Consider the following 21,421-nt stretch of genomic DNA (forward strand, 5'->3'; position numbering starts at 1 on the left):
CTCCAAAAGCTTCTGTCAATCCTTCCAGTTCCACCATTTAAGTTTTTCCGGATCATGCTCTTCATTAGAAGCATAGTATACAGCACACCGATATACGTAGAGCTGGCACCGATCAATATGACACCCCCTCATCAGACACTCCCTCTCATACATCACCTCCGGATCCTCATCCTTAAGTGATTCTACCGTAAAATAGCCAAGCATCTGCAGATCTTTTTCCGTTTCTTTTCCCACGCCCGGGATCTTTCTCAGCTCACCCATATTCTCACCTCGCTGTCAGCCCTTTTTTGCTGTCTTGCAGCGGGTCCCTATCAGGGTCTGTACGTCTGACAAGGTCTGTACATCTTTTACCTCTATCATCAGCCACCTGCTTCCATTGAATGGATTGGCAGCCGCATATAAATCTTTTACATAAGAAGTGCACGCTGTAAGCAAAAGCTCCGCCTCCGGAGCCTCTTTCCTGCCAATGGAGATCATGCAGGTAAAAAATCCCTCCTCCGGATACAGAGTACAGAGAGCCTTCCCGCTCTTTTTATACTTTACATTCCACCCTGGCTTTCCGGAACAGCGACTGTATTCAATCCTTGGAGATACGCCGTAAACGTCCTCTAGATATACGCACAGCTCTTTCCAGAGAGGCGTCTGTATATAACCTGTTATCTGGTCCATGTCAGGCCGGCTGTCCGGACCATATATCTGATTCCACTCCATATTGTGCTCTCCTTTCCGGCTGATTCCAATCGTCTCCGCCATCATTTTCTGCATCCGCGGACAAATTTTACCGGAACGTCCATTCTCTTCGCGGTCTCCTCTTCCGTAAGTCCGCTTTCCAAAAAACGCCGGCAGACCATTTTTATATTTTCTCCTATCTCGATGATATGCATGTCTGGGTCATAGATCCGAACCACTCTCTGGCCCCAGCTGTGCTCACATACCGGATGAACATAATGAATTTCCTCCATGGCATCCAGCTTAGCAAGAAATTCGTCAAAATCATCTTCCTCAAAATACAGTTCTGAGTCATTGCCGCCCAGAATAATGTCATTTTCCCCTTTATGGATAAATTCCAGCCAGCTTTCCCTAGTCTGCAGGCAAACGCCTCCTGTCAGCGTGATATTTGAACCAAAGTCCAGAATCACATGCAGACCCAGCACCTTTTTATAAAACGCTGCGGACTTCTCCATATCTGTAACGATCAACATAGAATTTTTAAATTTCATCATAAACCTCCAGCCCAAATTTTAGAAAAGCCCCGGCAACAGCACTTTTCCTTAAGAGTATAGCACAACTAACATGACAGCTGTATGGCATAATATTGTACAAGACACTTCCTGGAATTATTTTTTGTAAGTCCGGGCTGGACACCGGCAGGAGCTTATTTCGGTGGGGAGAGAGAAGCAGGAGAGGAACCCTAATATCAGCCTGTGCTTCCTCTCAAATCCTGTTTATGGAGCAAGGTCTCCCGGCCTGCCCGCAGCCTTCTGGTTCTGCTTTCTCCAGATCAGACAGTCAGAAAGTATATTTTTAAGCTGTTCCATGGAAATCGGCTTTGCCAGATGCCCATTCATGCCGGCCAAACGAGAAAGTCTGACATCCTCCGCAAATGCGTCTGCCGTCATGGCAATGATCGGAAGCTCTTCAATCCGTTCCATCCCAGATTTTCGTATTTCTTTCGCCGCCTCATATCCGTTGAGGACCGGCATCTGAATATCCATAAATACGATGTCATAGTAAAGCGGAGGATGAGTACACACTGCCTCCACCGCTTTTTTCCCGTCCTCCGCCGTCTCCGTTTGAACGCCTATCAATTCCAGCATTTCTGCCGCAATCTGCCGGTTAAGCTCATTGTCCTCCACCAGCAGGACCCGGATTCCATGGAAATCCTCTTCCACATCCACTTTTTCCGCATGCCTCGGCACTGCAGCTTCATCACATTTAATAAGTCGAAGAGTGACCATAAACCGGGAGCCTTTCCCATACTCACTCTCTACCTGGATATCACCCCCCATCATCGTGACAAGATTCTTTACGATGGTCATTCCAAGTCCGGTTCCCACTGTCTTGCTGATACGGCTGTCATCGGCCCGGCTGAACGGTTCAAAAATATGCTCCAAATATTCCGGCTTCATTCCAATCCCGGTATCCTCAACCGTGAGCCGGTAAGTGCCCACTTGTATTTCCCTCTTTTTCAGCTCTTCCAAAGACAGAATAATTCTTCCGCCTTCTCCTGTATACTTGGAGGCATTCTCCAAGATATTGACCAGCACCTGTTTCAGTCGTCTCATATCGCCAGATACTCGATCGTGGAGTCCGTCGTCCAGATTGACTGTAAGAAGCTGATGCTTATTTTCAATGGACAGCCGCACCATCTCCGCAGCATCCCCCACCAGATCGCGCAGGTTAAATTCTGTATCAGCCAGCTCCACGGCCCCGCTCTCAATCTTACTGACATCCAAAACCTCGTTGATAAGACTGAGAAGATGTGCCCCTGAGCCCGCAATTTTATTCAGGTAATCCCGCAGCCGGGTTTCATCTCCCACGTAAAGCTGCGCCAGCTCTGTCATTCCAATGATTGCATTCATGGGAGTCCGGATATCGTGGCTCATCCTGGACAAGAAATCGCTCTTCGCCTGATTGGCTCTTTCTGCTTTCTGAAGCGCATCTTCAAGGAGCTGTTTCGCCTGCCGTTCTTTCTCCAGCGCCTCCTCCTGCATCCGCCGTTCCTCATCGATATTCCTGGATAAAGTAATTTCTATCAGATCATCAGTATACGGGCTTTCGACCCGCACTACCTGAGTGAAATTCCAGTGATAGATTCCGTCCTCTCCCATATGCGGAACCTTCATGGTTATAATGCGCTCTCCCCCGGAAAAAGCCTCCGTTAGAGATTTCCTTGAAAATTTCCGGATAAATTCTTCCTGATGGTCCGGCCGCACTGTGGAATATTCTTGAATGATGAGATCATCAAAGCTTCCGCCGCTGCCAGGATTTTTAACTGGAAACCGCTCATATTCAAGCATCCGATAAGTATTCTGGGTCAGGTTGACCGCAATCAGCATCTGATACGCTCTTCTGGCTGCTGTGGCCAATTGGCTGATCTCCAGACTCCGCTGCTGTTCCAGCAGGTATTCCTCCTGAATATCGCGGAAGACCAGAACACACCAGCACTCCTCCGTCTCCACCTGCTCGATCCTGGCCGCGGTAAATTCCACCATGTGATAGATGCCGTCGCCGGTCATCCGGCGCAGTCTTTTGGAAACTTGTTTTTTACCGCTTTGAAATATCTGCAGCATCGCTTCCCTGGAAAATGTTTCATTAAAAAGTTTCAAATCCTCCGGATGGACAGCCTTTTGTGCATAATTCTGATTTTCCACAGCGAAGTTTCCCTGTTCCGGGATATCAGTCCACATCATGTCTTTCTGGCAGTTGACATAATAGTCCGCGGTCAGATTGGCAATGATACATTCATCAAAGACAGTCACCAAACTCTTCGCGTACATCTGCTCAATTTTCTTCGGCCCTTGTTGTTCCTCAAAATTCAGCCTGTGAGGAGAAGCCGCTATCACCACGGCCTGAATATCCCCGTCCCATACGATACGGCTGGCAGTGACGTCAACCGTGGTTTTCAGCAGGGGATCGTAGCAGACGATATGGTTGGACGGAGCTTCCCCCAAACCGCCGAGAGGACAGTTGGCGCACACTTCAGGCCATACCTCATGGCACTTGGCACCCAGCACGGCCTTTCCGCGTCCCGTCTCCTGACAGCGCCGGTTAAAATACAACAGCCGGTGGTTCTTTTCCTCAATCACATAGATACTCATCTCCGGCAACGCATCCAATAAATTAGCTAAATTGTCAGCAAACATGATTCTCCAACTCCATCCCGGCAATCCATTGCCTCAGTGCATCCTTCTCGTACCGTTTTTCCACAGCCTGTCCTGCTCAAAGCAGAACAGTTCTGAAATATATTACGTTTATTTTATCACAAATACAGTCGTATTACTATTGATTCCAATGACAAGCAGCTCATTTTAAGCAGGACATTGGCAAACTGCCGCCCTTGGGCGGCCCGGATAAAACAAAAAATAATTTTTACTAACTTTCGCTTGCTTTTTTCTCAATGATATGATAGTATAAAAGTGTATTTTTTAATAAGATATTGATTCACATATTTTTGTAAGTCATTGTTCTGTTAATGATTTACAAAAATATGTGATTTTTTTCTTTTAAAAATGCAATAAAATTTAGGAGGTACCAACATGAATAACGGTACAGTAAAATGGTTCAACAGCGAAAAAGGATATGGTTTTATTACGAATGACTCAACCGGCGAGGATGTATTCGTACATTTTTCCGGAATTGTATCAGACGGTTTTAAGTCATTAGAGGACGGACAGAAGGTCACCTTTGATACAACTCAGGGAAACCGCGGCACACAGGCAGTCAATGTCTGCGCTGCATAATCGCAGTATCTTACCACAGACTTAAAAGAAATCTGCCGTGCATATAAAATGCACGGCATTTTTTCATATAATCTCTATGGCTTCTGTTTTCACCTTTGTCTTTGCTTTCTTTTCTTCCATTATCCGATAATAAGCCTCTGTCGCCTGGCGATAGGTCTTCCTCTGATTTTCCTTAAGAAAGGCCCGATTCTTTTCTGAGCACACCGTGAATTGTCTTTTTCCGTGATACCGGCACGGGCCTCAGAATCTCGCCGGTGTTTAATAATGGGCAGTCCGGTCCGTCTTCTTCTTCGCTCTTTCCGTCTGATACCAGACTTACCTGTGATTTCTGAGAGTGACGTCATGCGCCCCACCCTCTACAATACTTGTGGATGAGACGAGTGTGATCTTTGCCTTTTTCTGCAGTTCTGGAATCGTAAGAGCTCCGCAGTTGCACATTGTGGACCGGACTTTGCTCAAGGTAAGGTTTACATTATCCTTTAAGCTTCCAGCATACGGCACCAGAGAATCCACGCCTTCCTCAAAGGACAGTTTCTGTTCTCCGCCCATATCATACCGCTGCCAATTTCTTGCCCTGGCGCTGCCTTCTCCCCAATATTCTTTCATATAGCTTCCGTTGATATTGACTCGTTTAGTCGGACTTTCATCAAATCTGGCAAAATACCGTCCGAGCATCACAAAATCCGCCCCCATGGCCAGGGCCAGCGTAATATGGTAATCGTGTACGATACCGCCGTCGGAACAGATGGGAATATATACTCCTGTCTCTTCGTAATAAGCGTCCCTGGCTTTTGCCACTTCTATAAGAGCGGTCGCCTGCCCTCTGCCTATCCCCTTCTGCTCGCGGGTAATGCAGATCGCCCCGCCGCCGATTCCAACCTTCACAAAGTCAGCACCCGCATCCGCCAGGAACCGGAACCCTTCTTCATCCACGACGTTTCCGGCTCCAACCTTCACCCGTTCGCCATAATGCTTCCTGATGTAATCGATCGTAATCTTCTGCCACTCCGAAAAGCCCTCTGAACTGTCAATGCAAAGGGCATCTGCTCCTGCTTCCAGCAGTGCCGGAACCCTCATCTCATAGTCTCTCGTATTGATGCCTGCCCCCACCATATAGCGTTTGGCATTGTCGATCAGCTCATTCTCATTCTTCTTATGTGTGTCGTAATCTTTTCGGAAAACGAGATATGCCAGTTCCCGGTTTTTATTCACCAGCGGCAGACAGTTGATCTTATGTTCCCATATGATATCATTTGCCTCTTTTAGGCTTGTCTCTTCTTCCGCATATACGAGATCGTCAAATTTTGTCATAAATTCCTTCACCCTCGTATCCGGACTCATCCGGCTCAGCCGGTAATCTTTATTTGTGACAATACCCAAAAGTTTTCCGTTCGGCCCTCCGTCCTCTGTTACCGCAATGGTGGAGTGGCCCGTCTTCTCCGTCAAGCGCAGCACATCCTCCAATGTCATCTCCGGAGAAACATTGGAATCACTCACCACAAATCCTGCTCGATACCGCTTTACCTTTTTTACCATTTCCGCCTGCTCTTCTACCGGCTGGGAGCCATAGATAAAGGACATGCCTCCTTCCTCTGCCAGCGCAACCGCCAGCCTGTCGTCGGAAACTGACTGCATGATAGCAGAGACCATGGGAATATTAATGGATATCCCCGGTTCCTCTCCTCTCTTAAACCTTACCAGCGGCGTCTTCAAATCCACCTCTGAAGGAACACATTTTGATGAGGAATATCCCGGAATCAATAAATACTCGCTAAACGTCCTGGAGGGTTCATCATAATAAAATGCCATCTCAATTCTCCTTTTCTGAATGCTTCTGCTCATATTTCATTACGTTTTCATGTAAATCCGTAAGTCCGCGTTTCATTTCCTTTATCAGTTCCTCATCAAATCCCTGGAACAGCTCTTCCAGATATCCCGATTCTCTTTTCTCTCTTTCTATGTAATAATTTTTTCCTCTTTCTGTCAGCGCAGCCCGTATATTTCTTCCATCCAGCTTGTCCCTCTGTAAATCCATGTAACCTTTTTTCATCAGTAGATCAGCGGTCTTTCTGGCGTTCTGTCTTGACGTCCCCAGAAGCTGTGCCATTTGCCCCAGATTTAATTGATAGTCTTCATAAAGCATTAGATTAGCCATCATGAAGCACTGCATCGTTGTCACTTCTTCACCTCGCCTGTCTCCTACGCACTGCATCCGGTTGGACAGAGTGAATATCATCCCATATACGTACGCTTTCGCCGTTATTTTATCTGCTGGAAAAAACATCGCATCACTCCCTCCAAATAATTAACTGGTTAAGTATCATAATAACTTAACCAGTTAACCATTGTCAACCGCTATTCTGTACCTTAGAATACTTTTAAAACAAACTTATCTCTATAACAAGATGAGAGAGGAAAAGATCAGCTTCCGTTCGTTTGAAAGCTATTTTGGCAGCATAAATCCCCACTGGCATTGACCTGCAAAAATCAATGCTGTTATTCTGCCAGAACCATGGGAAAAACAACAGAAAAAACCACGGGCGTATCTTGTAGTACGCCCGTGGTCTGCTCTTGGCCTGTCTTCTCTGCTCCAATCAGGATCTCATCTCTCTCTCAAGACATTCAGCCTGTCCCGAATGCTCTTCTCAAATTCTTCATCCGTCATAGCCGGATCTCTCAATTCTTTGAACATTTGGCACGGCAGTTCGCTGCATTCCCCGCAGGACTTATATTTGTGTCCGTTGACCGGACAGTCATATAATGGACAGACTTCCTTCCCGATAATGGGAACCCATGCCACCTTTCCTTCTAGAGAATTACATCCGCCGCACGAACGTTCAAACTCTTCACATTCCTTACAAATTACTCCGCATGGAGCGATTTCCTTGTTTTCTGTCATTTAATCTTCTCCTTTTCTCATAACTGTATTTCTTCTTTTCATCTGCAGGCTTTTTTGCCCATGATCTGAATCAGCTTACGGTCACCTTAAACCGACATTCACTGCATTCCGCATCGTGTATGGAAATGACGCCTCCACATCTTGGGCAGGTATATTGTTCCGCCTGCCGTTCCATAAATTTCTTGATTCCCTGCGCTTTAACCATTTGACTGTTTGCCGTCAGACTCGTATGATACCGGGTATTATAGCTCCTTTCCAGGGATCTGATCCGCCTGCAGGGATATTCCTGGCACGCATAACAATACTTCACCCCTTTGTCCCCAGCACATTCCTTTATCCGACATTTCCGGCAGTGCTCCGGTTTCCTGTCGGCTTTTCCGAAACAGCCTCCGCAGGGTTTCTTGTGACGGCTGTATTTATAGCAAACCAGGCAATTCATTCCGCAAGGTGCAAACAAGGTATGGTCTATTTCCCTCGGCATTTTCATCTTTCATATCCTCATACACAAAATCATGAACGTCAGCTGCATTATTATCTTATCAAATTATAGATGACAACAGTGTGACATGTTAGAAAATAAATTTTGGACATAATATCGCTGTTCATAATCCTTATATTTTATATTGCCCTTATTATTGGGTAAACCTGGTATTCACTCCCTGAATATGTTATAAGTCCGGCCCTGCAGACCACGTTTATTTATCAAAGATGTCAATTACATTTAATCCATAAATAGTGTATAATATATAGGTCGATAACTGTCGATTAACGTAAAATTTCACTAAATAGTATGATACGGAAAGCACAAGTGACCATCGTACATAACAGTACACAAAGAATGATAAACCAAATCGGTTTACATAAAACAAAGGGAGGAAACAAGTATGAAAAAGAAACTTTTAGCGATTCTGCTCACTTCAAGCCTGATATTCTCCATATCAGCCTGCGGACAGAAAAAAGAAGGCGCTGCTAAAGAGACCAGCTCTGCACCAGAAACGGAGACCACTGCTTCTCAGGCACCGGAAACATCACCGGCAAAACAAGAAAAAAGGGATTTCAATCCCAGCACAAATACTGAAGTCAACTTCATGGGATATACTTTTTCTATTCCTTCTAATTGGACCGTTGGCGATTCTACGCTAGATACGGTAACCTTTTACCCTGAAACCGGCGACGCAGCGGCTATGCTCCAATTTCGCTGCCAAAGTTCTCCTGTCAGCAATTTTGAAGAACTGAGTGAATACGAGGATGATTTTATAAATGGTTTTTCAGGCGGCTTCGACAGTTTCAAGGCTGAGAAAACAGAAACCATAGAAATAGCCGGCGAAAAAGCTTTGTTCATACCTTTTACAGCCGAATCTTCCGGCTCTGGATGGAACGGGATGGTCTCTGTGTACGTATCCCATATGGCACAAAATATGTTCAGTATCATGTATGTCTGCTCAGATAATACGCAATACAGTTATCTGGAAGACTGTAAAGAAATAATGGCTTCTGCCGTTATTAAGGTCACAGAAACAACTGCCGCCGAGTCCGAGATGACCCCCGTTGAAACAACCGCAGAAATATCCTTGGAACAGAGAAACGCATTGAAAAAGGCCAATGACTACTTGTCTTTCAGCGCGTTTTCTTACACCGGCCTGATACATCAGCTGGAATTCGAAGGATTCTCCACGGAAAATGCAACTTATGCCGCAGACAACTGTGGAGCAGACTGGAGTCAGCAGGCTGCGAAGAAAGCAAAAGATTATTTATCCTTCAGCGCTTTTTCCTACACAGGATTGATCAATCAGCTGGAATTTGAAGGATTTTCTACAGAAGAGGCTGCCTCAGCTGTGGACTGCTGCGGAGCAGACTGGAATGAACAGGCTGCTAAAAAAGCTCAGGATTATTTGGATTATTCTTCATTTTCCCGTCAGGGATTAATTGACCAATTGGTCTTTGAAGGCTTCACTGCCGAGCAGGCTGAATATGGCGTCACTGCTGTCGGTTACTAAATTAATAAACCAAAACCGGTCTCTGATAACACAGAGACCGGCCAGCATCACCCATCGAAAATCACAAGCAGCAATGGAAAATGATCTACGAAGATTTCATTTGGTATTTGAAAATTGGTAGGCCTCATCGATCCAGCCCATCAATTCCTCATCGATTTCTTCTGGCTTCCGTATCACTACGTGATGCGTCCACCGGCTGCGGCAGGCTTCTGTTGCTGCTGCAATCCGTGGAGACTGTTTTTCAAAGCCAAGTCCAAAAGATACCAGCAGGTATTCCTCCTGACATTTTGGCACTCTCTGAAAAGAGGCCATTGCAAAAATATATTTATTATTAAATGATATCTGAGTCTTATTCACTTTAATAATAACATCTGGATGCTGTTCCATGACTTTCTCTTTAAGTTCTATATATACCGGGAGCATTTGCTGCATCTTATCAAAGAAGAGCAGCTCGTCAGTGGTCATTATATTGTTCCCTCGCTTCTTTTTCTTCGTTCCAGTCAGATCATAGCTCATTGCGATCAGGCTTTTGATTTCATCTCCCGGCGCACTGCCATCCAGCCGGACACTTATCCATTTATCTTTATTCATATGATACGCCGGATGAAAACCTGGCTGTGTACGCAGGGAACCGATAAGAACCGGATCACATTTCACATTCAGAACATCAACTGCTTCGTCTCCGGTCAGACCTAGTTTGTCTCTCCCGACCTTCAGCACCACACCATACCATTTGTTGTTGTCTTTATGCCGCAGCACAGCATTCCAATCCTTCCATGGATAATCCGGCTCCGTCCCATACTGCTGCTTCACATATACAAATATCTCTTGTCTGTTCATATCAATTACCATTCGTAAAAGAATCAAATGCCTCCAATGTGAACTTGTCCCTTTCACCATTGAAAAATTTATCCAGCACGTTCTGAAATACTGGTTCATTGCTGACCAGAGAAAATAAAGTCATGGACGATCTCAGTTTCCTGTCATCTGGGCAGGCCATAACGCCGCTGATATCATTGGTCTGAAGCTGCATCAGAGCTTCCGATATTTCCATAAGTCTCACTCCCAGCACCGGATGTTCCATATACGCCCGCGCCTCTTCCTTATCCTTTACCGCATAGTACCTGGACATTTCACTATGTCCCAGTCCCTGGATCTGTGGAAAGATATACCACATCCAATGGCTTTGCTTATGACCGTTTTTAATCTCTGACAACGCGGCATCATAATTCAATTCCTGTGCCTTTACAAATCTTTCCAAATCAAAAGTATCATACTTCCTCACTTTAGCCACCTCCAAGCATCGATAAATTACCCTCTAAATATTTATCCAAGATGCTCATTCAAACGCCACTATCCTTCCCCTTCTGCCGATTTTGACAACCTGCCGGCAAAACTGCTTATTACACGGCTGGATTAATATCATGCATCACTCTTCCGTTAATTCTAACAGAATATCTATAAAACTCATCATTTTGGAGCTCATTGATATCGCTGAACCATGCAGCGCACATCTTTCTGCCATTTGACTCCGCAGCGCTTCAACTGTATCCAAATTCAGGTTTAACCGTTCCCAACGTTTATAAAGTTCTTCTGCGTCAACTCTTTTAATGTCAGCCGCTTTCTCAAATTCTTTTTTATAGATTAAAACCCAATTATCAAACCTTCTCTTATAATAGACCCAAGCATAAAAATTTTGCAGGTTTGTCGTATCTGGTGCCTCAGCATGACAATTAGGGCACAGTAAAAACAAATTGGACGGCGTATCTTCTCCCCCCTTAGATTTAGCAAAAATATGCGCCCTGTTTAAAAAGTGGTCATGATTCCACAATGTTTTAATATTATCAGTGTCAGCAGTAACATATGGAAGAGCTTCACATGCCCAACAAAATATTTCATCAGGAAAACCGGTAATCTTCACTGCTTCGTCATCCGCCGTACAGACCTCCCATAGCTTCACTTCAAAATTTTTTGTTATCGCTTTATCTTTCCAGTAATTATAAATCTCATATTTTTTTGTTTCCATGACGGTTCCTCCTTAGTCGGAGCCTTCGTAATCACTGTTTCTGTATTGACAGCAGGCAAACAGTCTCGACGTGCGGTGAAAGTTGTCTTTTATACTACATAGCAAAAGCTTTGCCCTTTTGTTCTGTTATAAAGTGCCTGATTTGTAGTTTTACCCCTCTTGGTAAGAATTTCACCCCTTTTACCCTACTTTAAATAACGAATAAATGTGATTATCCTCCTTCCAACAAAGCTTATATCCATTTAGGTACCATTGGTACTTTCTTCCGGTAGCGAAGTACATTCTAATAATTCCATTCCACAGTTATCGCAATATATAGGTTCTAGAACTATTACGTCTGCACCTACAACTACTTGCATACCACAATTTGTACACTTAAAAATTCTATTCATTGCTCCACAACTTAGACACATTCCATAATTGCACTCTTAGCATCATCATAACCTTCAAACACTCACGAATTTAATGATACACAAACAAATTTTTTCTTTGTTTTATCCCTATCTTCAATATTTTTTTCAACTAATTTTAGCAATGTAGACTTTCCCGCACCCCAACGACCAAACAACCCTATTGTTAATGGATTTAATCGTTCATTCGCCGTTATATTTGTAATTAGCTCCGCAAATGGACTATATGCCAATAAATCAATTTGAGATTTTTTATCTAACCACATAAGTTTAATCCTTTCCTTCTTTTTTATATACATTATACAACTTTCCTTCTTTTTCGACAACATTATTTGACTTCTTGACCAAAAACGCCAACTAAAAATGACTATTCTTAGTTGGCATCTTATTTCAGTTTTTACTGCTATATTCAATCTCCGTTCCGTCCAAGAACACTATCACAACTACTCCATTCTCTAATACCCTAATGCAATCCACTGTTCTAAGCATTAAATCAATATCCAGCTCCTTTATCGGCTGTGCATCCTTGGTAATCTCCATAAAATTCTTCGCCTGGAGCCTCTCTAGCAAATCCTCTCCCTGCATCTTCCTTCCCCACTCCGACACCAGCGACTCCCGGCACTCCAACAGCCGATTCCACGCCATTAGATAAATCTCAATCAGCGTATCCTCATAAACGTATCGATTGCCACACCCCAGCTCACCTTTCACCTTATACCGCTCACTACATTGCCACACTTTCCGGTCTCCGCTTGGTGTCCACCATCCCTTCCTCGCAAAAGCCCTGTTACACTCCCCACAGATAATCTTGCTTGAAAATGGATTTGCCTCCGTGTTCTGGGAAAACCGTGTAATATTATGCTCCTCCAGATACTGCTCCCTCCGCTTTATCTCCAACTGTGCACATTCCCAAATCCAAGGCTCTATAACCACCTCATGGTCATCTACAATATATGCTGGATTCCCCCCCATTCTGTACCCGCTTCTTCGTCAGGAAATCCACTGTGTGACTTTTCTGCAGGAGCATGTCCCCTTTATATTTTTCATTCTCCAGCATACTGCCAATGGTCGTGGATTGCCATTTCATCCCTCCATCCCAATTTATCACACCTTCAAAAATCCGCTTCATAATCTTCGCCTGCTGTTTATTCATAACCAGCTTTCCATTTTCATCCGCATCATAGCCAAAGAACCGCTTGGCACTCATCTTATGCTGCCCAATCTCAAACCTCTTGCGGATACCCCATGTGCTGTTCTCTGAAATATTACGTCTTTCATCCTGTGCCAGAGAAGAAAGGATTATAAGCAGCACTTCGCTCTTCGCATCCAAGGTGTCTATGGCCTCCTTTTCGAATGTCACCCCAATGCCAAGTCCTTTCAGTTCCCGCACATAATTCAGGCAGTCCAGAATCATTCGTTTAAATTCATCCCTTTTCTTGGTATTCGTACCAGAAATGCCTTCATCCGCATACATCCCGGCACATTCATATTCCGGGTTGCTGTTGATGCTTTCCGTATAAAACCTCACCTGATTCTCATAGCTTAATAACTGTTCTTCTTGATCGGTACTCACCCTGCAGTACGCCGCCACCCGCAGTTTATTCCTCTGCCACCGTTGGTTCTATAATATCCTGCCGGGCTGCCGATTCGTCAGGAATCCGTACACCCGGACAGGCTTGCTTTCCTTCTTCAATATAAGTGGAGCAAAGCCACTCCACCTTCTTTTTGTACCCAATTCTACGCCGGAGTGTCTTTCCGCAATGCGGACAGTACATCATTCCCGTCAATGGATATCTGTTCTGGTACTTTTGTGTGTCACTCTGGGCAATGTTCCTGCCCCGTTTATTTTCTTCTATCTTTTCCTGCAGGGCATCCCAAACCTCCGTGCTCAAAATCGCCGGATGGCTGTCCTCCATGTAATAACTCTGTACTTCCCCATGATTCCGTACCGTCTGGTTCCTCTTATCCTCCGGTATGTAATATTTCTGCAAATGGAAATCCCCTTTGTATTTCTCATTTTTGAACATACCCATAAATGAACCGCCAGTCCACTTCCCTCCTATCACAGACGGGATTCCCAGAAAATCTGCCAACTGTCCCAGACGGCTGGAACCCACTCCCCATAGGTATATATCCGCAAAGGACCTGACTGCCATAGCCTCTTTGGGATTGATGACCAATTCCCCGAATTCATTCTTGTCGTAACCCATGAACCGCTCCGTGTTGATCATATATTCCCCACGTTCAAACTTCTTACGGATAGACCATTTCCGGTTCTCCGATACATTCCTGCTTTCTTCCTCGGCAAAAGAAGCGAGGACAGTGAGCATGACCTCACCGTCTCCAGAAGCACTACCGTGTTCCTGGCAAACTGGGAGATGGACTTTGTGATGATTAAATCTATCTGGACGTCCTTTGTCGTCTGCACCATCCGCTGGAATTCCAAACGGTTCCTGCTGAAACCGGAGATACCCTGGTCTGCAAACACACCAATAAACTCATATTCCGGATTGGCTTTCAGGGAACGTTCATAAGAGGATATCTGATTTTCCAGGAATTCACCTTGTTTTCTGGAATCCGTGGAAACCCTGGCATAAGCACAGACACGTTTCTTTTTGGAAATTTTATTCTGTACCGGTTTTAACATCCGTATCCTCAAAAACCTTCTCCCTTCCAAAGTATTCTTTTACAAACCGCGTCATACACTCATGCTGCTTTCCTGTATCTCCGTTCTCATTAATACACACCACAGGTACTCCTGCTTTATCACAGGCTTTCATAAATTTAAAGAACTGCCGGAACGCTTTCCGATTTGTGTCTACATCAGACGCTTCATCCCAAAAGAAATGTTCTTCCACCGTCCGCTTACCATAGCGCCTGCAGAATGCTTCTCTCCCCGGTTCCACATATTTTTCATATCCATAATCCCGGTGTGTGGTTCTGTAATAATATGCCACCTGCAACTTCACCTGACATCCCTCTCCTTTCGTTTTTGGTTTCCCATTGAGCAAGCTCAATAAGTGTAGTCTATTAATCACTCTGAACGCCCTATAAGTCAAGCAGATAGGCGGTTTCCACGTCTTTTCTTCTGGTCTGCAGAAACTTATTTCAGAAGGTCAAAAAGAAGAACCCGGCAGGTTTCCCCACCGGGCAAATCTCTATATCCTCGTCACATAATCAAGTGCAATCCACCCGTCTCTCTTCTTCTGGTAGTATTTCAACAGCCCCCAATTAGAAGCCCCGGCTCCCTGCGCCTCTTCCACAACGGTAACCCCCCTACTTCGGTAAACTTCCCCCTACTCTCATCATCAGTCCCATGTCCCTTTTGGATATTCAAATCCGGGATGTCCACCTTCACCATATAAGAAGATGCCGCCGGCAGCTTTTCCATAAACTGCACATACCGCTTATCCGATGTCAAAAACAGCCCGGATTTCAGCTTATACCACAGCCCGTTCGCGCTGACACCCATCACCGTATACGCGCCGTCAAACACCACCTGGTCCACGTTATCCCCCATACATGGCGATTTCCTCACATTTACTCCGTCTTTCCCCTTATAAAACACCTTCACAAAACCGGACAAAGGCTTGACAGGCTGGTTCGAATTCCCAGCCATTCCACATAAGGAGCCAAACCCCTGACCACATGCCGAAACCTTGGATCAACCTTCAAATTCACTAGCCCCTCCGTACTGGCATAGGCTTTCAAATGCTGCACCTGCGCCCGGATTCCCATCTGCGGCGTTTCAAAGGAATTTCCTTTCTTCCCCTTGGAAGTCGCACCCATGCCGCAGAAATTATCCTGCTCCAGTAACACCGCCAAACCAGCAAATGCAAATTTCCCGTCTCCAGGCAGGACTGCACAAAAGCAACATCCCCTCTCCCGCCTTCTGCCTCCCCTTCCGACAAATACATTGGAACCATATCCAGTACCGGCTGTGCCGATTGTGGATTCTTCGCTTTGATATACTCCTGCATCTGTTCTACCGTGGCCACAGCCATCCCATAACCTTTGTATAGGAAGAATTATCCTCTCCCTGCCCGGAACCATTGCTTATCACCTGACGTTTAAACTCCTGATGGAGGCAATACATCTCCCGGTATCAATCTTTTTTATAAAAGGGAACATTTCAGATAAACATAACTAAAAAATCCCTGACCGCCTGCTTTTAAAGCAAACAGTCAAGGACTATATTTTAAATAGAATTGTTATTCATTCATCAGGATACAATACCGCATTTCAAAACATATTGGTACATCTGCTCCTCTTCCAGATAGACGTCATCATACCTGCTCTTGACCTTTCCAATTTTGACATCCTCCATCAAATCGTTAAGAAAACTTTTAAAATTCCGGTTATCATCCACCAGGCGGTTTATCGTATCCCAGTCAAGAGAATCTTTCTCTTTCGCTGAAAATAGTATTTCACTCTGCATAAAGTGTTCTGCATCCAGACGGATTACCCCAATCCCAAAGGCATTATTCAATCTCCGCAATTCATCCATCAGTTCCGGTTCCTCTGATATTTGAAGCGCAACCAGGTATCCTTCATGCGCCCAACTTGAATTTGACACCGCCTGAAAGTAATATTCCCTCAAGTTTGACAGAGTCAGGCTGATTTTCATTTCAAAAGAATACAGCTTATATGGGTTGACCTTCAACACATCGAACAGCTTCAGAGTATTATCAGTATAGGAATCAAATGGAAAATGAACCCCTACAATATCAGGATGCAGCCATTTATTCTTACCGCTTTTCTCCCTCTTGGAAACTTCATGATAAATCGTCTTTGTCATACATTTAAAATGCTCGTCCGTGCAGACAAAGCTTGATAGTAAAATATGTAAATCCCTTTCCGTAAACTTACTCTTTCTCCTGACTGCACCAGAATCCGGTATTTCTTTTTCTGGATTAATGTCTTTTCCTTTCAAATAAAATTTTGCTGGCCTTCTGCTAACCTGTATAAATACCGAATCCATGTTGTTTTTGATATCCACATAGATTCTGGCTGATAATGTCCTAATTGGTGTTTTGCCGGAAGAACCCAGTTTCTCATCAAGCCCCTGATCACAGCCTGCTTCCCACATCTCTTCTACAGACAGCGGACTTTCCGAAGCTTTCAAAACTTCTTTTGCGAAATCAATAAATCCAAATGACATACCTACCTCTCCTTTGCCTTAATGTATGATTGAATATACCGGGGAACTTCCGAACGATATGTTTTCAGAACTGTGTATTCAGATAGGCTTAGTTTATACGATGGGTTGGCAAATTACAAGCAAAAATTTATCATTGTTAATTTTACTCAGCAACTATCGTTTTTATCGCACAATACTGGTTTTGCCAGACAGTATATACTTTTGCCAAATAATGAGGGTTCTGCCGGATTGTATCTTATGTCCAGTAAAATCTTTATTTTTGAACTATCCGGCGTTATCCCCGTCCCCTTATCTGCAGAAACTTATCCATCTCACCATCCGTAAAAACACAACTCTATTTTTTCCAAATAATCCCGCAAACGCCCGTAAAATCAAGGTTTCCGCACGAGAAGCGTAATAGCCTCAACGTGTCCTGTATATTGCAACTATTCAATACTAATAATTATACCATCATTTACAAACACTGAAAACACCATAAAATAAAGCATATTTTAAACATTTATTAACGCAAGACATCATTGTAAAACCTGTTATAACCTATCTTAACTTGTATTTGGTAGGCAAAATGTAGGCATTGCCTACCAAAAGAGAGACCGGAATCTCTTCCGGCCTCTCCCCTATATTTCCATCACACAAAACTAAAGGGAGTTTTATATGATATCACCATTATACCACCTATCACACTTTCCGCGCAATCCTTCCGGTGTGTCCAATGCTGTCTTTACTTTCCGTCCCCTGCATGTTATACTGTTTTTATCGGGGGAGCGGTGGCAAGCCCGCCCTCCTCTGATATCCTGTTGCTCTGCTATTTATTTAGCAGGGCTTTTACTTTTTCCTTTGCTTCCTCCAGGTCTTTGCACTCCCGGAGGAGCTCCAGAATCTTTCTTGTTTGATTTTCTTCGGCAACCTGTACCAGTAATTCACTTGTGTTCATCTCTTCGTCCATCTCTACCTTCCTTTCTGGCCTTGCCTCCGTATTCGTTAAGGTCTTGCCTTCCTTAACTATCTTTAGTATACACCATTTTTGGTTTATTGTCAATGCTTTTTCCATATTTTTTAAACCTTTTTTGGTTTATCATTTTCTATATATTTTATAATATTCCCAGGCTGCATATCTAATAATTCGCATATCTTATCTAAGGTTTTTATACCAACCACTTCCCCCTTCCGTATCTTTTGCATAGATGATTGTCCTATCAAGTTTTCCTTTAAGATACGAGTTGTGTTATACCCCGCTTCATCAAGGCTCTCCAGCACATTAATCTTGTAAACAAACATAGCAACACCTCCTTAAATAAAGTATATATTTCACAATGGTTTTTGTCAATAAAAATAAACCAAAAAAAGTTTATTTTCTTATTGACAATAAACCAAATTTGGTTTATAATATAGACATAAGATAAAGGAAAGGAGAACAACAAAATGAGAAAATACAACTTATCCAAGATCATGAAGAGAGCATGGGAACTGGTCAAAAAAGCTGCTATGACAATGAGTGCAGCACTTAAAAAAGCATGGAGGGAAGCAAAAGAAATGAAAGAAAACATCGTCGAGACCTTAAAGGCAAATCTGGAAGCTATGGCTTATGGCAATTGCAACATCAACCTCGGCATTGACCGCCGTGTAAATACCAAAGAATGGGAAAAAGACGGGAACAAAAGGGTCTACCTCACGATCGCCTGCTACACAGCAAACGGACGTTACAAGGGATCCTACAAATGCGGTTATGTTGATGCCGTCGCAAACGAGTATATCTGCAGCAGATATGACGACGTAGACGCTGCTAACAAAGAATATATCGGCAGGTAAAGAAAAACAAAAAGCCGCTGGACGGCCTGAGAACTGGACCAGCGGCACCCACCAAAAAGGAAAGGCAGCCCCATTATATCAGGGGTGAAGGAAAAATACAATGAATAAAAAGATTAGTAAAAAAGCAATCGCAAAAGTTGTAAAAAAAGGATACAAGGCAGGCCGTGAATGGTGCCAACACGGGCACGGGAGATATCATAAGATGATGCTGGATACCCGTGACGGGGACATATGGTCCGATGAGTTTTTATCCACGAATGACTGGAAAGAATATCACTCTAACAGCATTGTTACTCTTAATGCCATGCGGGGATATGTAAAAGACATGGAAGCGGAATATATTGACGATGCGGTCCAGAAGCTAAAAGAGGCCGGCTGGGAGATCACAGAATGATACGCGGGAGTGCGGCAATGGCAAAAGAAAAGAGATGTGCTGCCCTATATGTAAGAGTCAGCACCCAGGAACAAGCCATAGAAGGTTACTCTCTCGCTGCCCAGGAAAGGCTGCTGACCGATCATTGTAAGCAAAAAAGATATGAGATCTACGACATATACCGCGACGAAGGAATATCAGCGAAAGACATCAAACACCGGCCGGGGATGCTCCGTCTCCTGGAAGATGCAAAGCAAAAAAAGTTCGATACGGTCCTTATCTGGAAGCTCTCCCGTTTTTCCCGCAGCATGCCAAACCTCGTGACCGTCTGCGAAGAGCTCGATAGATCTAATATCATGCTGGTAAGCTACTCGGAAGCCTTTGACAGCGGCACGCCGGCAGGCCGGATGGTCCGGTCCATGCTGGGGACCGTGGCACAGTTTGAACGAGAAGTGACCGGGGAAAACGTTATTTTAGCCATGTGGGAAAGGGCAAGGCGGGGGAAACGCACCTGCAGCGAAGTATTGGGATATGACCTTGACGGTAAAGACGGCTTAAAGATAAACGATCAGGAAGCAGAATATGTACGATTTTGTTTTACAGCCTACCTAACATACAAATGCTTGTCGGATGTGGCTAAAAAAGCCAGAGAGGCCGGTTACCGCGGGAAACGGGGAAAGATACCAAGTCCATACAGTATTTGCACGATATTGTCCCGTCCGATCTACTGTGGGTACAACCGTTTTCAAGGGAAGCTCTATAAGGGCAATCACAAACCGCTGGTATCCGTTGATACTTACAATAGGGTGCAGGCATTACTAAAGAGGCAAGGAAAAACAGTCGGCCGTCACCGGATCGATCCTTTTACCACGATCCACTAAAATACAACAAGAGCCTGGATAGACCGGGCTCTTGCTGTTAATTCGTAAATTTCAATCCACGTTCCCACAAGGGGAACGACGTTTACACCTCACAGCAAGTATATCAACACAAAGACTTTGCGTCAACCAAAAAAGCGGCCAGGTTTTACCCTGACCGCCATCTTTATGTCCGCTTTATGTAATCCTTTGATGCCCAGCCGATATACTTCCCATCGATCCGTACCTGATACCAGTTCCCGGATTCTCCGATGACCGATACCATGTTCCCCTCTCCCAGCTTCGGCCACGCAGAGAGCAGCCCATGACTGGTTCCGGGGCCTGTCCGGACGTTCAGCCGGCTCCCGCCCAGCCCGGATACTCTTCCGGCCCACTCCGCATATCCTGCCGGGGCCTGTGTTTTGATATCCAGATAGTGAGCATTGACATACCCGCGAGTCCCCACAATGTTGACCTGTGCCCAGCCGTTACTATACAGCTGTATCACGTCCACTTCGTTTCCATTGCCCAGCCGGCGGATGACCTTCTGGTCTGCATCTGGGCCGGACCGGACATTTAAAAACGGATCATCTTTGGTCAGATGGATGACTGTCCCGTGCGCCCAGGGATCATAGGTCTTTGTCACTGTCGGAGCTGCCGCCGGCTGGTTCTCAGGCTTACTCTCCGCCCCGCTCAGGCGTTTTTGCACGTCCGCCCTGAAATCCTTCATGCTCTTTCCAAAACGGCGGAAATACGGCTCTGGATCGCTGTGGTCCGAAGCAATGCCTTTATCATGCGCCTCGCAATGGCCGATGACTTTATCCGCCGTCAGTCCAAACCGTTTGCACAGCTCCGCGTAATGAGAGACGGCATTATCCCATACCTTTTTAAATTCCGCCGCTGTATGCAGCTCGCATAATTCATAGCCGATACAATGGGTGTTCCCCCATCCATTTCCGATATGCCAGCAGGACATCGTATAAGGTGCGAAGTTATAAACGCCGGTGTCGTCGATGAAGCCGTGGACCAGCTTTTCTACTCCTGGCTTGTTCCAGCGTTTGTACCAGCCGCCGCCGGAACCGGACTGTGCCCGGATGATGGTGGGATAGACTGCCGGACTGTGGACGATCAGATAGTCCACACCGGCAAGCTTTTTATTCTCCTTGTAACAATCATTTTTGGTACAATATAAATTTGTTGCCATATAGTTTCTCCTTTCTTTGCCTTTACATTAAAATTTGTGTACAAAAAGGACACCCATCGTAAGACGGGTGTCCTGATTATCGTTATGCTGTTTTTCCCCTAAGTTCTGCTTTATTTTTGTATTCTTAAACTATTTCCCATAATCTGCAATGTCTGTAGCCTTTTGGTATCCTGCAAATTTACCGCATGATTTATAATTGCTATCCTATCCCACTCTTCGTTA

The 21,421-nt window shown here is 44.7% G+C and carries 26 protein-coding genes and 1 pseudogene; 5 read left to right on the forward strand and 22 right to left on the reverse strand.

The window, feature by feature from the left end; all coding sequences use genetic code 11:
- Window positions 1-15 precede the first annotated feature (15 nt).
- From LQE92_RS13530 to LQE92_RS13545, 4 genes are all read right to left on the reverse strand, one after another.
- Window positions 16-261, reverse strand: a complete 246-nt coding sequence (locus LQE92_RS13530) for a helix-hairpin-helix domain-containing protein (RefSeq protein ID WP_231063470.1) — start codon at window positions 259-261, stop codon at window positions 16-18.
- A gap of 15 nt (window positions 262-276) precedes the next feature.
- Entirely contained in the window at window positions 277-756 is a 480-nt protein-coding gene (locus LQE92_RS13535; protein WP_331001304.1) for a DUF3788 domain-containing protein, read from the reverse strand.
- Window positions 753-1,223: a VOC family protein gene (locus tag LQE92_RS13540; protein WP_331001305.1), complete on the reverse strand. Its 471-nt coding sequence runs from the start codon at window positions 1,221-1,223 to the stop codon at window positions 753-755. The genes LQE92_RS13535 and LQE92_RS13540 overlap by 4 nt, the downstream gene beginning before the upstream one ends.
- Before the next feature lie 222 nt (window positions 1,224-1,445).
- Window positions 1,446-3,866, reverse strand: a complete 2,421-nt coding sequence (locus LQE92_RS13545) for an ATP-binding protein (RefSeq protein WP_231063471.1) — start codon at window positions 3,864-3,866, stop codon at window positions 1,446-1,448.
- A gap of 393 nt (window positions 3,867-4,259) precedes the next feature.
- Between LQE92_RS13545 and LQE92_RS13550 the strand changes: the two genes are divergently transcribed.
- Complete coding sequence (locus LQE92_RS13550) at window positions 4,260-4,463, forward strand: cold-shock protein (protein WP_231063472.1); 204 nt, start codon at window positions 4,260-4,262, stop codon at window positions 4,461-4,463.
- A 315-nt stretch (window positions 4,464-4,778) separates the two neighbouring features.
- Here LQE92_RS13550 and LQE92_RS13555 read toward each other — a convergent pair whose 3' ends face one another.
- The 4 genes from LQE92_RS13555 to LQE92_RS13570 all read right to left on the reverse strand — a co-directional run bounded on the left by LQE92_RS13555 (window position 4,779) and on the right by LQE92_RS13570 (window position 7,849).
- Complete coding sequence (locus LQE92_RS13555; protein ID WP_231063473.1) at window positions 4,779-6,272, reverse strand: IMP dehydrogenase; 1,494 nt, start codon at window positions 6,270-6,272, stop codon at window positions 4,779-4,781.
- 1 nt (window position 6,273) lies between these two features.
- Complete coding sequence (locus tag LQE92_RS13560) at window positions 6,274-6,747, reverse strand: MarR family winged helix-turn-helix transcriptional regulator (RefSeq protein ID WP_231063474.1); 474 nt, start codon at window positions 6,745-6,747, stop codon at window positions 6,274-6,276.
- A 318-nt stretch (window positions 6,748-7,065) separates the two neighbouring features.
- Window positions 7,066-7,362, reverse strand: a complete 297-nt coding sequence (locus LQE92_RS13565) for a DUF3795 domain-containing protein (RefSeq protein ID WP_231063475.1) — start codon at window positions 7,360-7,362, stop codon at window positions 7,066-7,068.
- Window positions 7,363-7,432: 70 nt separating this feature from the next.
- Entirely contained in the window at window positions 7,433-7,849 is a 417-nt protein-coding gene (locus LQE92_RS13570) for a DUF3795 domain-containing protein (protein ID WP_231063476.1), read from the reverse strand.
- Between the two features lie 397 nt (window positions 7,850-8,246).
- Between LQE92_RS13570 and LQE92_RS13575 the strand changes: the two genes are divergently transcribed.
- Complete coding sequence (locus LQE92_RS13575; protein WP_231063477.1) at window positions 8,247-9,359, forward strand: Ltp family lipoprotein; 1,113 nt, start codon at window positions 8,247-8,249, stop codon at window positions 9,357-9,359.
- A 96-nt stretch (window positions 9,360-9,455) separates the two neighbouring features.
- On the opposite strand, the gene LQE92_RS13580 is transcribed toward LQE92_RS13575, so the two are convergent.
- From LQE92_RS13580 to LQE92_RS13635, 13 genes and pseudogenes are all read right to left on the reverse strand, one after another.
- A complete protein-coding gene (locus LQE92_RS13580) occupies window positions 9,456-10,226 on the reverse strand; it encodes an MmcQ/YjbR family DNA-binding protein (protein WP_231063478.1) in 771 nt (256 codons plus the stop codon).
- A complete protein-coding gene (locus LQE92_RS13585) occupies window positions 10,201-10,644 on the reverse strand; it encodes a DUF1810 domain-containing protein (protein WP_231063479.1) in 444 nt (147 codons plus the stop codon). The genes LQE92_RS13580 and LQE92_RS13585 overlap by 26 nt, the downstream gene beginning before the upstream one ends.
- 144 nt (window positions 10,645-10,788) lie before the next feature.
- Window positions 10,789-11,385: an HNH endonuclease gene (locus LQE92_RS13590; protein ID WP_231063480.1), complete on the reverse strand. Its 597-nt coding sequence runs from the start codon at window positions 11,383-11,385 to the stop codon at window positions 10,789-10,791.
- A 454-nt stretch (window positions 11,386-11,839) separates the two neighbouring features.
- Window positions 11,840-12,061, reverse strand: a complete 222-nt coding sequence (locus LQE92_RS13595) for a P-loop NTPase fold protein (protein WP_231063481.1) — start codon at window positions 12,059-12,061, stop codon at window positions 11,840-11,842.
- A gap of 124 nt (window positions 12,062-12,185) precedes the next feature.
- The gene (locus tag LQE92_RS14585; protein WP_331001306.1) at window positions 12,186-12,767 is read right to left on the reverse strand and encodes a zinc ribbon domain-containing protein; all 582 of its coding nucleotides are present in this window, start codon (window positions 12,765-12,767) and stop codon (window positions 12,186-12,188) included.
- Complete coding sequence (locus LQE92_RS14590) at window positions 12,736-13,368, reverse strand: recombinase family protein (RefSeq protein ID WP_334301399.1); 633 nt, start codon at window positions 13,366-13,368, stop codon at window positions 12,736-12,738. Before LQE92_RS14590 ends, LQE92_RS14585 begins: the two co-directional genes overlap by 32 nt.
- 25 nt (window positions 13,369-13,393) lie before the next feature.
- Window positions 13,394-14,026 (reverse strand): recombinase family protein, encoded by a 633-nt coding sequence (locus tag LQE92_RS13605; RefSeq protein ID WP_231063482.1) that lies wholly within the window; start codon window positions 14,024-14,026, stop codon window positions 13,394-13,396.
- Window positions 14,023-14,442, reverse strand: a complete 420-nt coding sequence (locus LQE92_RS13610; RefSeq protein ID WP_231063483.1) for a recombinase family protein — start codon at window positions 14,440-14,442, stop codon at window positions 14,023-14,025. The genes LQE92_RS13605 and LQE92_RS13610 overlap by 4 nt, the downstream gene beginning before the upstream one ends.
- Window positions 14,420-14,764: a hypothetical protein gene (locus LQE92_RS13615; protein ID WP_231063484.1), complete on the reverse strand. Its 345-nt coding sequence runs from the start codon at window positions 14,762-14,764 to the stop codon at window positions 14,420-14,422. Before LQE92_RS13615 ends, LQE92_RS13610 begins: the two co-directional genes overlap by 23 nt.
- Window positions 14,765-14,953: 189 nt before the next feature.
- Window positions 14,954-15,876 (reverse strand): annotated as a pseudogene (locus LQE92_RS14660) (N-acetylmuramoyl-L-alanine amidase); the annotation flags it as partial.
- Between the two features lie 141 nt (window positions 15,877-16,017).
- On the reverse strand, window positions 16,018-16,956 hold the full coding sequence (locus LQE92_RS13625; protein WP_231063485.1) for a COG2958 family protein: 939 nt from the start codon (window positions 16,954-16,956) through the stop codon (window positions 16,018-16,020).
- An 805-nt stretch (window positions 16,957-17,761) separates the two neighbouring features.
- On the reverse strand, window positions 17,762-18,007 hold the full coding sequence (locus LQE92_RS13630; RefSeq protein ID WP_231063486.1) for a hypothetical protein: 246 nt from the start codon (window positions 18,005-18,007) through the stop codon (window positions 17,762-17,764).
- A gap of 5 nt (window positions 18,008-18,012) precedes the next feature.
- Entirely contained in the window at window positions 18,013-18,234 is a 222-nt protein-coding gene (locus LQE92_RS13635; RefSeq protein WP_231063487.1) for a helix-turn-helix domain-containing protein, read from the reverse strand.
- Between the two features lie 144 nt (window positions 18,235-18,378).
- Between LQE92_RS13635 and LQE92_RS13640 the strand changes: the two genes are divergently transcribed.
- The 3 genes from LQE92_RS13640 (at window position 18,379) to LQE92_RS13650 (ending at window position 20,019) form a co-directional block, all read left to right on the forward strand.
- A complete protein-coding gene (locus LQE92_RS13640) occupies window positions 18,379-18,765 on the forward strand; it encodes a hypothetical protein (protein ID WP_231063488.1) in 387 nt (128 codons plus the stop codon).
- Window positions 18,766-18,865: 100 nt separating this feature from the next.
- Window positions 18,866-19,159: a hypothetical protein gene (locus LQE92_RS13645; protein WP_231063489.1), complete on the forward strand. Its 294-nt coding sequence runs from the start codon at window positions 18,866-18,868 to the stop codon at window positions 19,157-19,159.
- Window positions 19,160-19,176: 17 nt separating this feature from the next.
- Window positions 19,177-20,019, forward strand: a complete 843-nt coding sequence (locus LQE92_RS13650; RefSeq protein ID WP_231063490.1) for a recombinase family protein — start codon at window positions 19,177-19,179, stop codon at window positions 20,017-20,019.
- A gap of 163 nt (window positions 20,020-20,182) precedes the next feature.
- Here the strand turns inward: LQE92_RS13650 and LQE92_RS13655 are convergent, their stop codons facing one another.
- Window positions 20,183-21,199, reverse strand: coding sequence for an SH3 domain-containing protein (locus LQE92_RS13655; RefSeq protein WP_231063491.1), 1,017 nt, complete (start codon window positions 21,197-21,199; stop codon window positions 20,183-20,185).
- Window positions 21,200-21,421: the final 222 nt, after the last annotated feature.

It is taken from the genome of Lientehia hominis (assembly GCF_021044755.1).
GTDB classification, from domain to species: Bacteria; Bacillota; Clostridia; order Lachnospirales; family Lachnospiraceae; genus Lientehia; species Lientehia hominis.

What these genes read in the sequence shown, in the direction of transcription:
- LQE92_RS13560 (WP_231063474.1), bottom strand. Translation starts at nt 6,747, where the DNA reads ATGTTTTTTCCAGCAGATAAAATAACGGCGAAAGCGTACGTATATGGG.
- LQE92_RS13630 (WP_231063486.1), bottom strand. Translation starts at nt 18,007, where the DNA reads ATGGAAAAAGCATTGACAATAAACCAAAAATGGTGTATACTAAAGATA.
- LQE92_RS13610 (WP_231063483.1), bottom strand. Translation starts at nt 14,442, where the DNA reads ATGTTAAAACCGGTACAGAATAAAATTTCCAAAAAGAAACGTGTCTGT.
- LQE92_RS14585 (WP_331001306.1), bottom strand. Translation starts at nt 12,767, where the DNA reads ATGGGGGGGAATCCAGCATATATTGTAGATGACCATGAGGTGGTTATA.
- LQE92_RS13545 (WP_231063471.1), bottom strand. Translation starts at nt 3,866, where the DNA reads ATGTTTGCTGACAATTTAGCTAATTTATTGGATGCGTTGCCGGAGATG.
- LQE92_RS13590 (WP_231063480.1), bottom strand. Translation starts at nt 11,385, where the DNA reads ATGGAAACAAAAAAATATGAGATTTATAATTACTGGAAAGATAAAGCG.
- LQE92_RS13550 (WP_231063472.1), top strand. Translation starts at nt 4,260, where the DNA reads ATGAATAACGGTACAGTAAAATGGTTCAACAGCGAAAAAGGATATGGT.
- LQE92_RS13540 (WP_331001305.1), bottom strand. Translation starts at nt 1,223, where the DNA reads ATGATGAAATTTAAAAATTCTATGTTGATCGTTACAGATATGGAGAAG.
- LQE92_RS13625 (WP_231063485.1), bottom strand. Translation starts at nt 16,956, where the DNA reads ATGTCATTTGGATTTATTGATTTCGCAAAAGAAGTTTTGAAAGCTTCG.
- LQE92_RS13645 (WP_231063489.1), top strand. Translation starts at nt 18,866, where the DNA reads ATGAATAAAAAGATTAGTAAAAAAGCAATCGCAAAAGTTGTAAAAAAA.
- LQE92_RS13575 (WP_231063477.1), top strand. Translation starts at nt 8,247, where the DNA reads ATGAAAAAGAAACTTTTAGCGATTCTGCTCACTTCAAGCCTGATATTC.
- LQE92_RS13640 (WP_231063488.1), top strand. Translation starts at nt 18,379, where the DNA reads ATGAGAAAATACAACTTATCCAAGATCATGAAGAGAGCATGGGAACTG.
- LQE92_RS13565 (WP_231063475.1), bottom strand. Translation starts at nt 7,362, where the DNA reads ATGACAGAAAACAAGGAAATCGCTCCATGCGGAGTAATTTGTAAGGAA.
- LQE92_RS13530 (WP_231063470.1), bottom strand. Translation starts at nt 261, where the DNA reads ATGGGTGAGCTGAGAAAGATCCCGGGCGTGGGAAAAGAAACGGAAAAA.
- LQE92_RS13605 (WP_231063482.1), bottom strand. Translation starts at nt 14,026, where the DNA reads ATGATCAACACGGAGCGGTTCATGGGTTACGACAAGAATGAATTCGGG.
- LQE92_RS13655 (WP_231063491.1), bottom strand. Translation starts at nt 21,199, where the DNA reads ATGGCAACAAATTTATATTGTACCAAAAATGATTGTTACAAGGAGAAT.
- LQE92_RS13595 (WP_231063481.1), bottom strand. Translation starts at nt 12,061, where the DNA reads ATGTGGTTAGATAAAAAATCTCAAATTGATTTATTGGCATATAGTCCA.
- LQE92_RS13635 (WP_231063487.1), bottom strand. Translation starts at nt 18,234, where the DNA reads ATGTTTGTTTACAAGATTAATGTGCTGGAGAGCCTTGATGAAGCGGGG.
- LQE92_RS13570 (WP_231063476.1), bottom strand. Translation starts at nt 7,849, where the DNA reads ATGAAAATGCCGAGGGAAATAGACCATACCTTGTTTGCACCTTGCGGA.
- LQE92_RS13535 (WP_331001304.1), bottom strand. Translation starts at nt 756, where the DNA reads ATGATGGCGGAGACGATTGGAATCAGCCGGAAAGGAGAGCACAATATG.
- LQE92_RS13555 (WP_231063473.1), bottom strand. Translation starts at nt 6,272, where the DNA reads ATGGCATTTTATTATGATGAACCCTCCAGGACGTTTAGCGAGTATTTA.
- LQE92_RS13650 (WP_231063490.1), top strand. Translation starts at nt 19,177, where the DNA reads ATGGCAAAAGAAAAGAGATGTGCTGCCCTATATGTAAGAGTCAGCACC.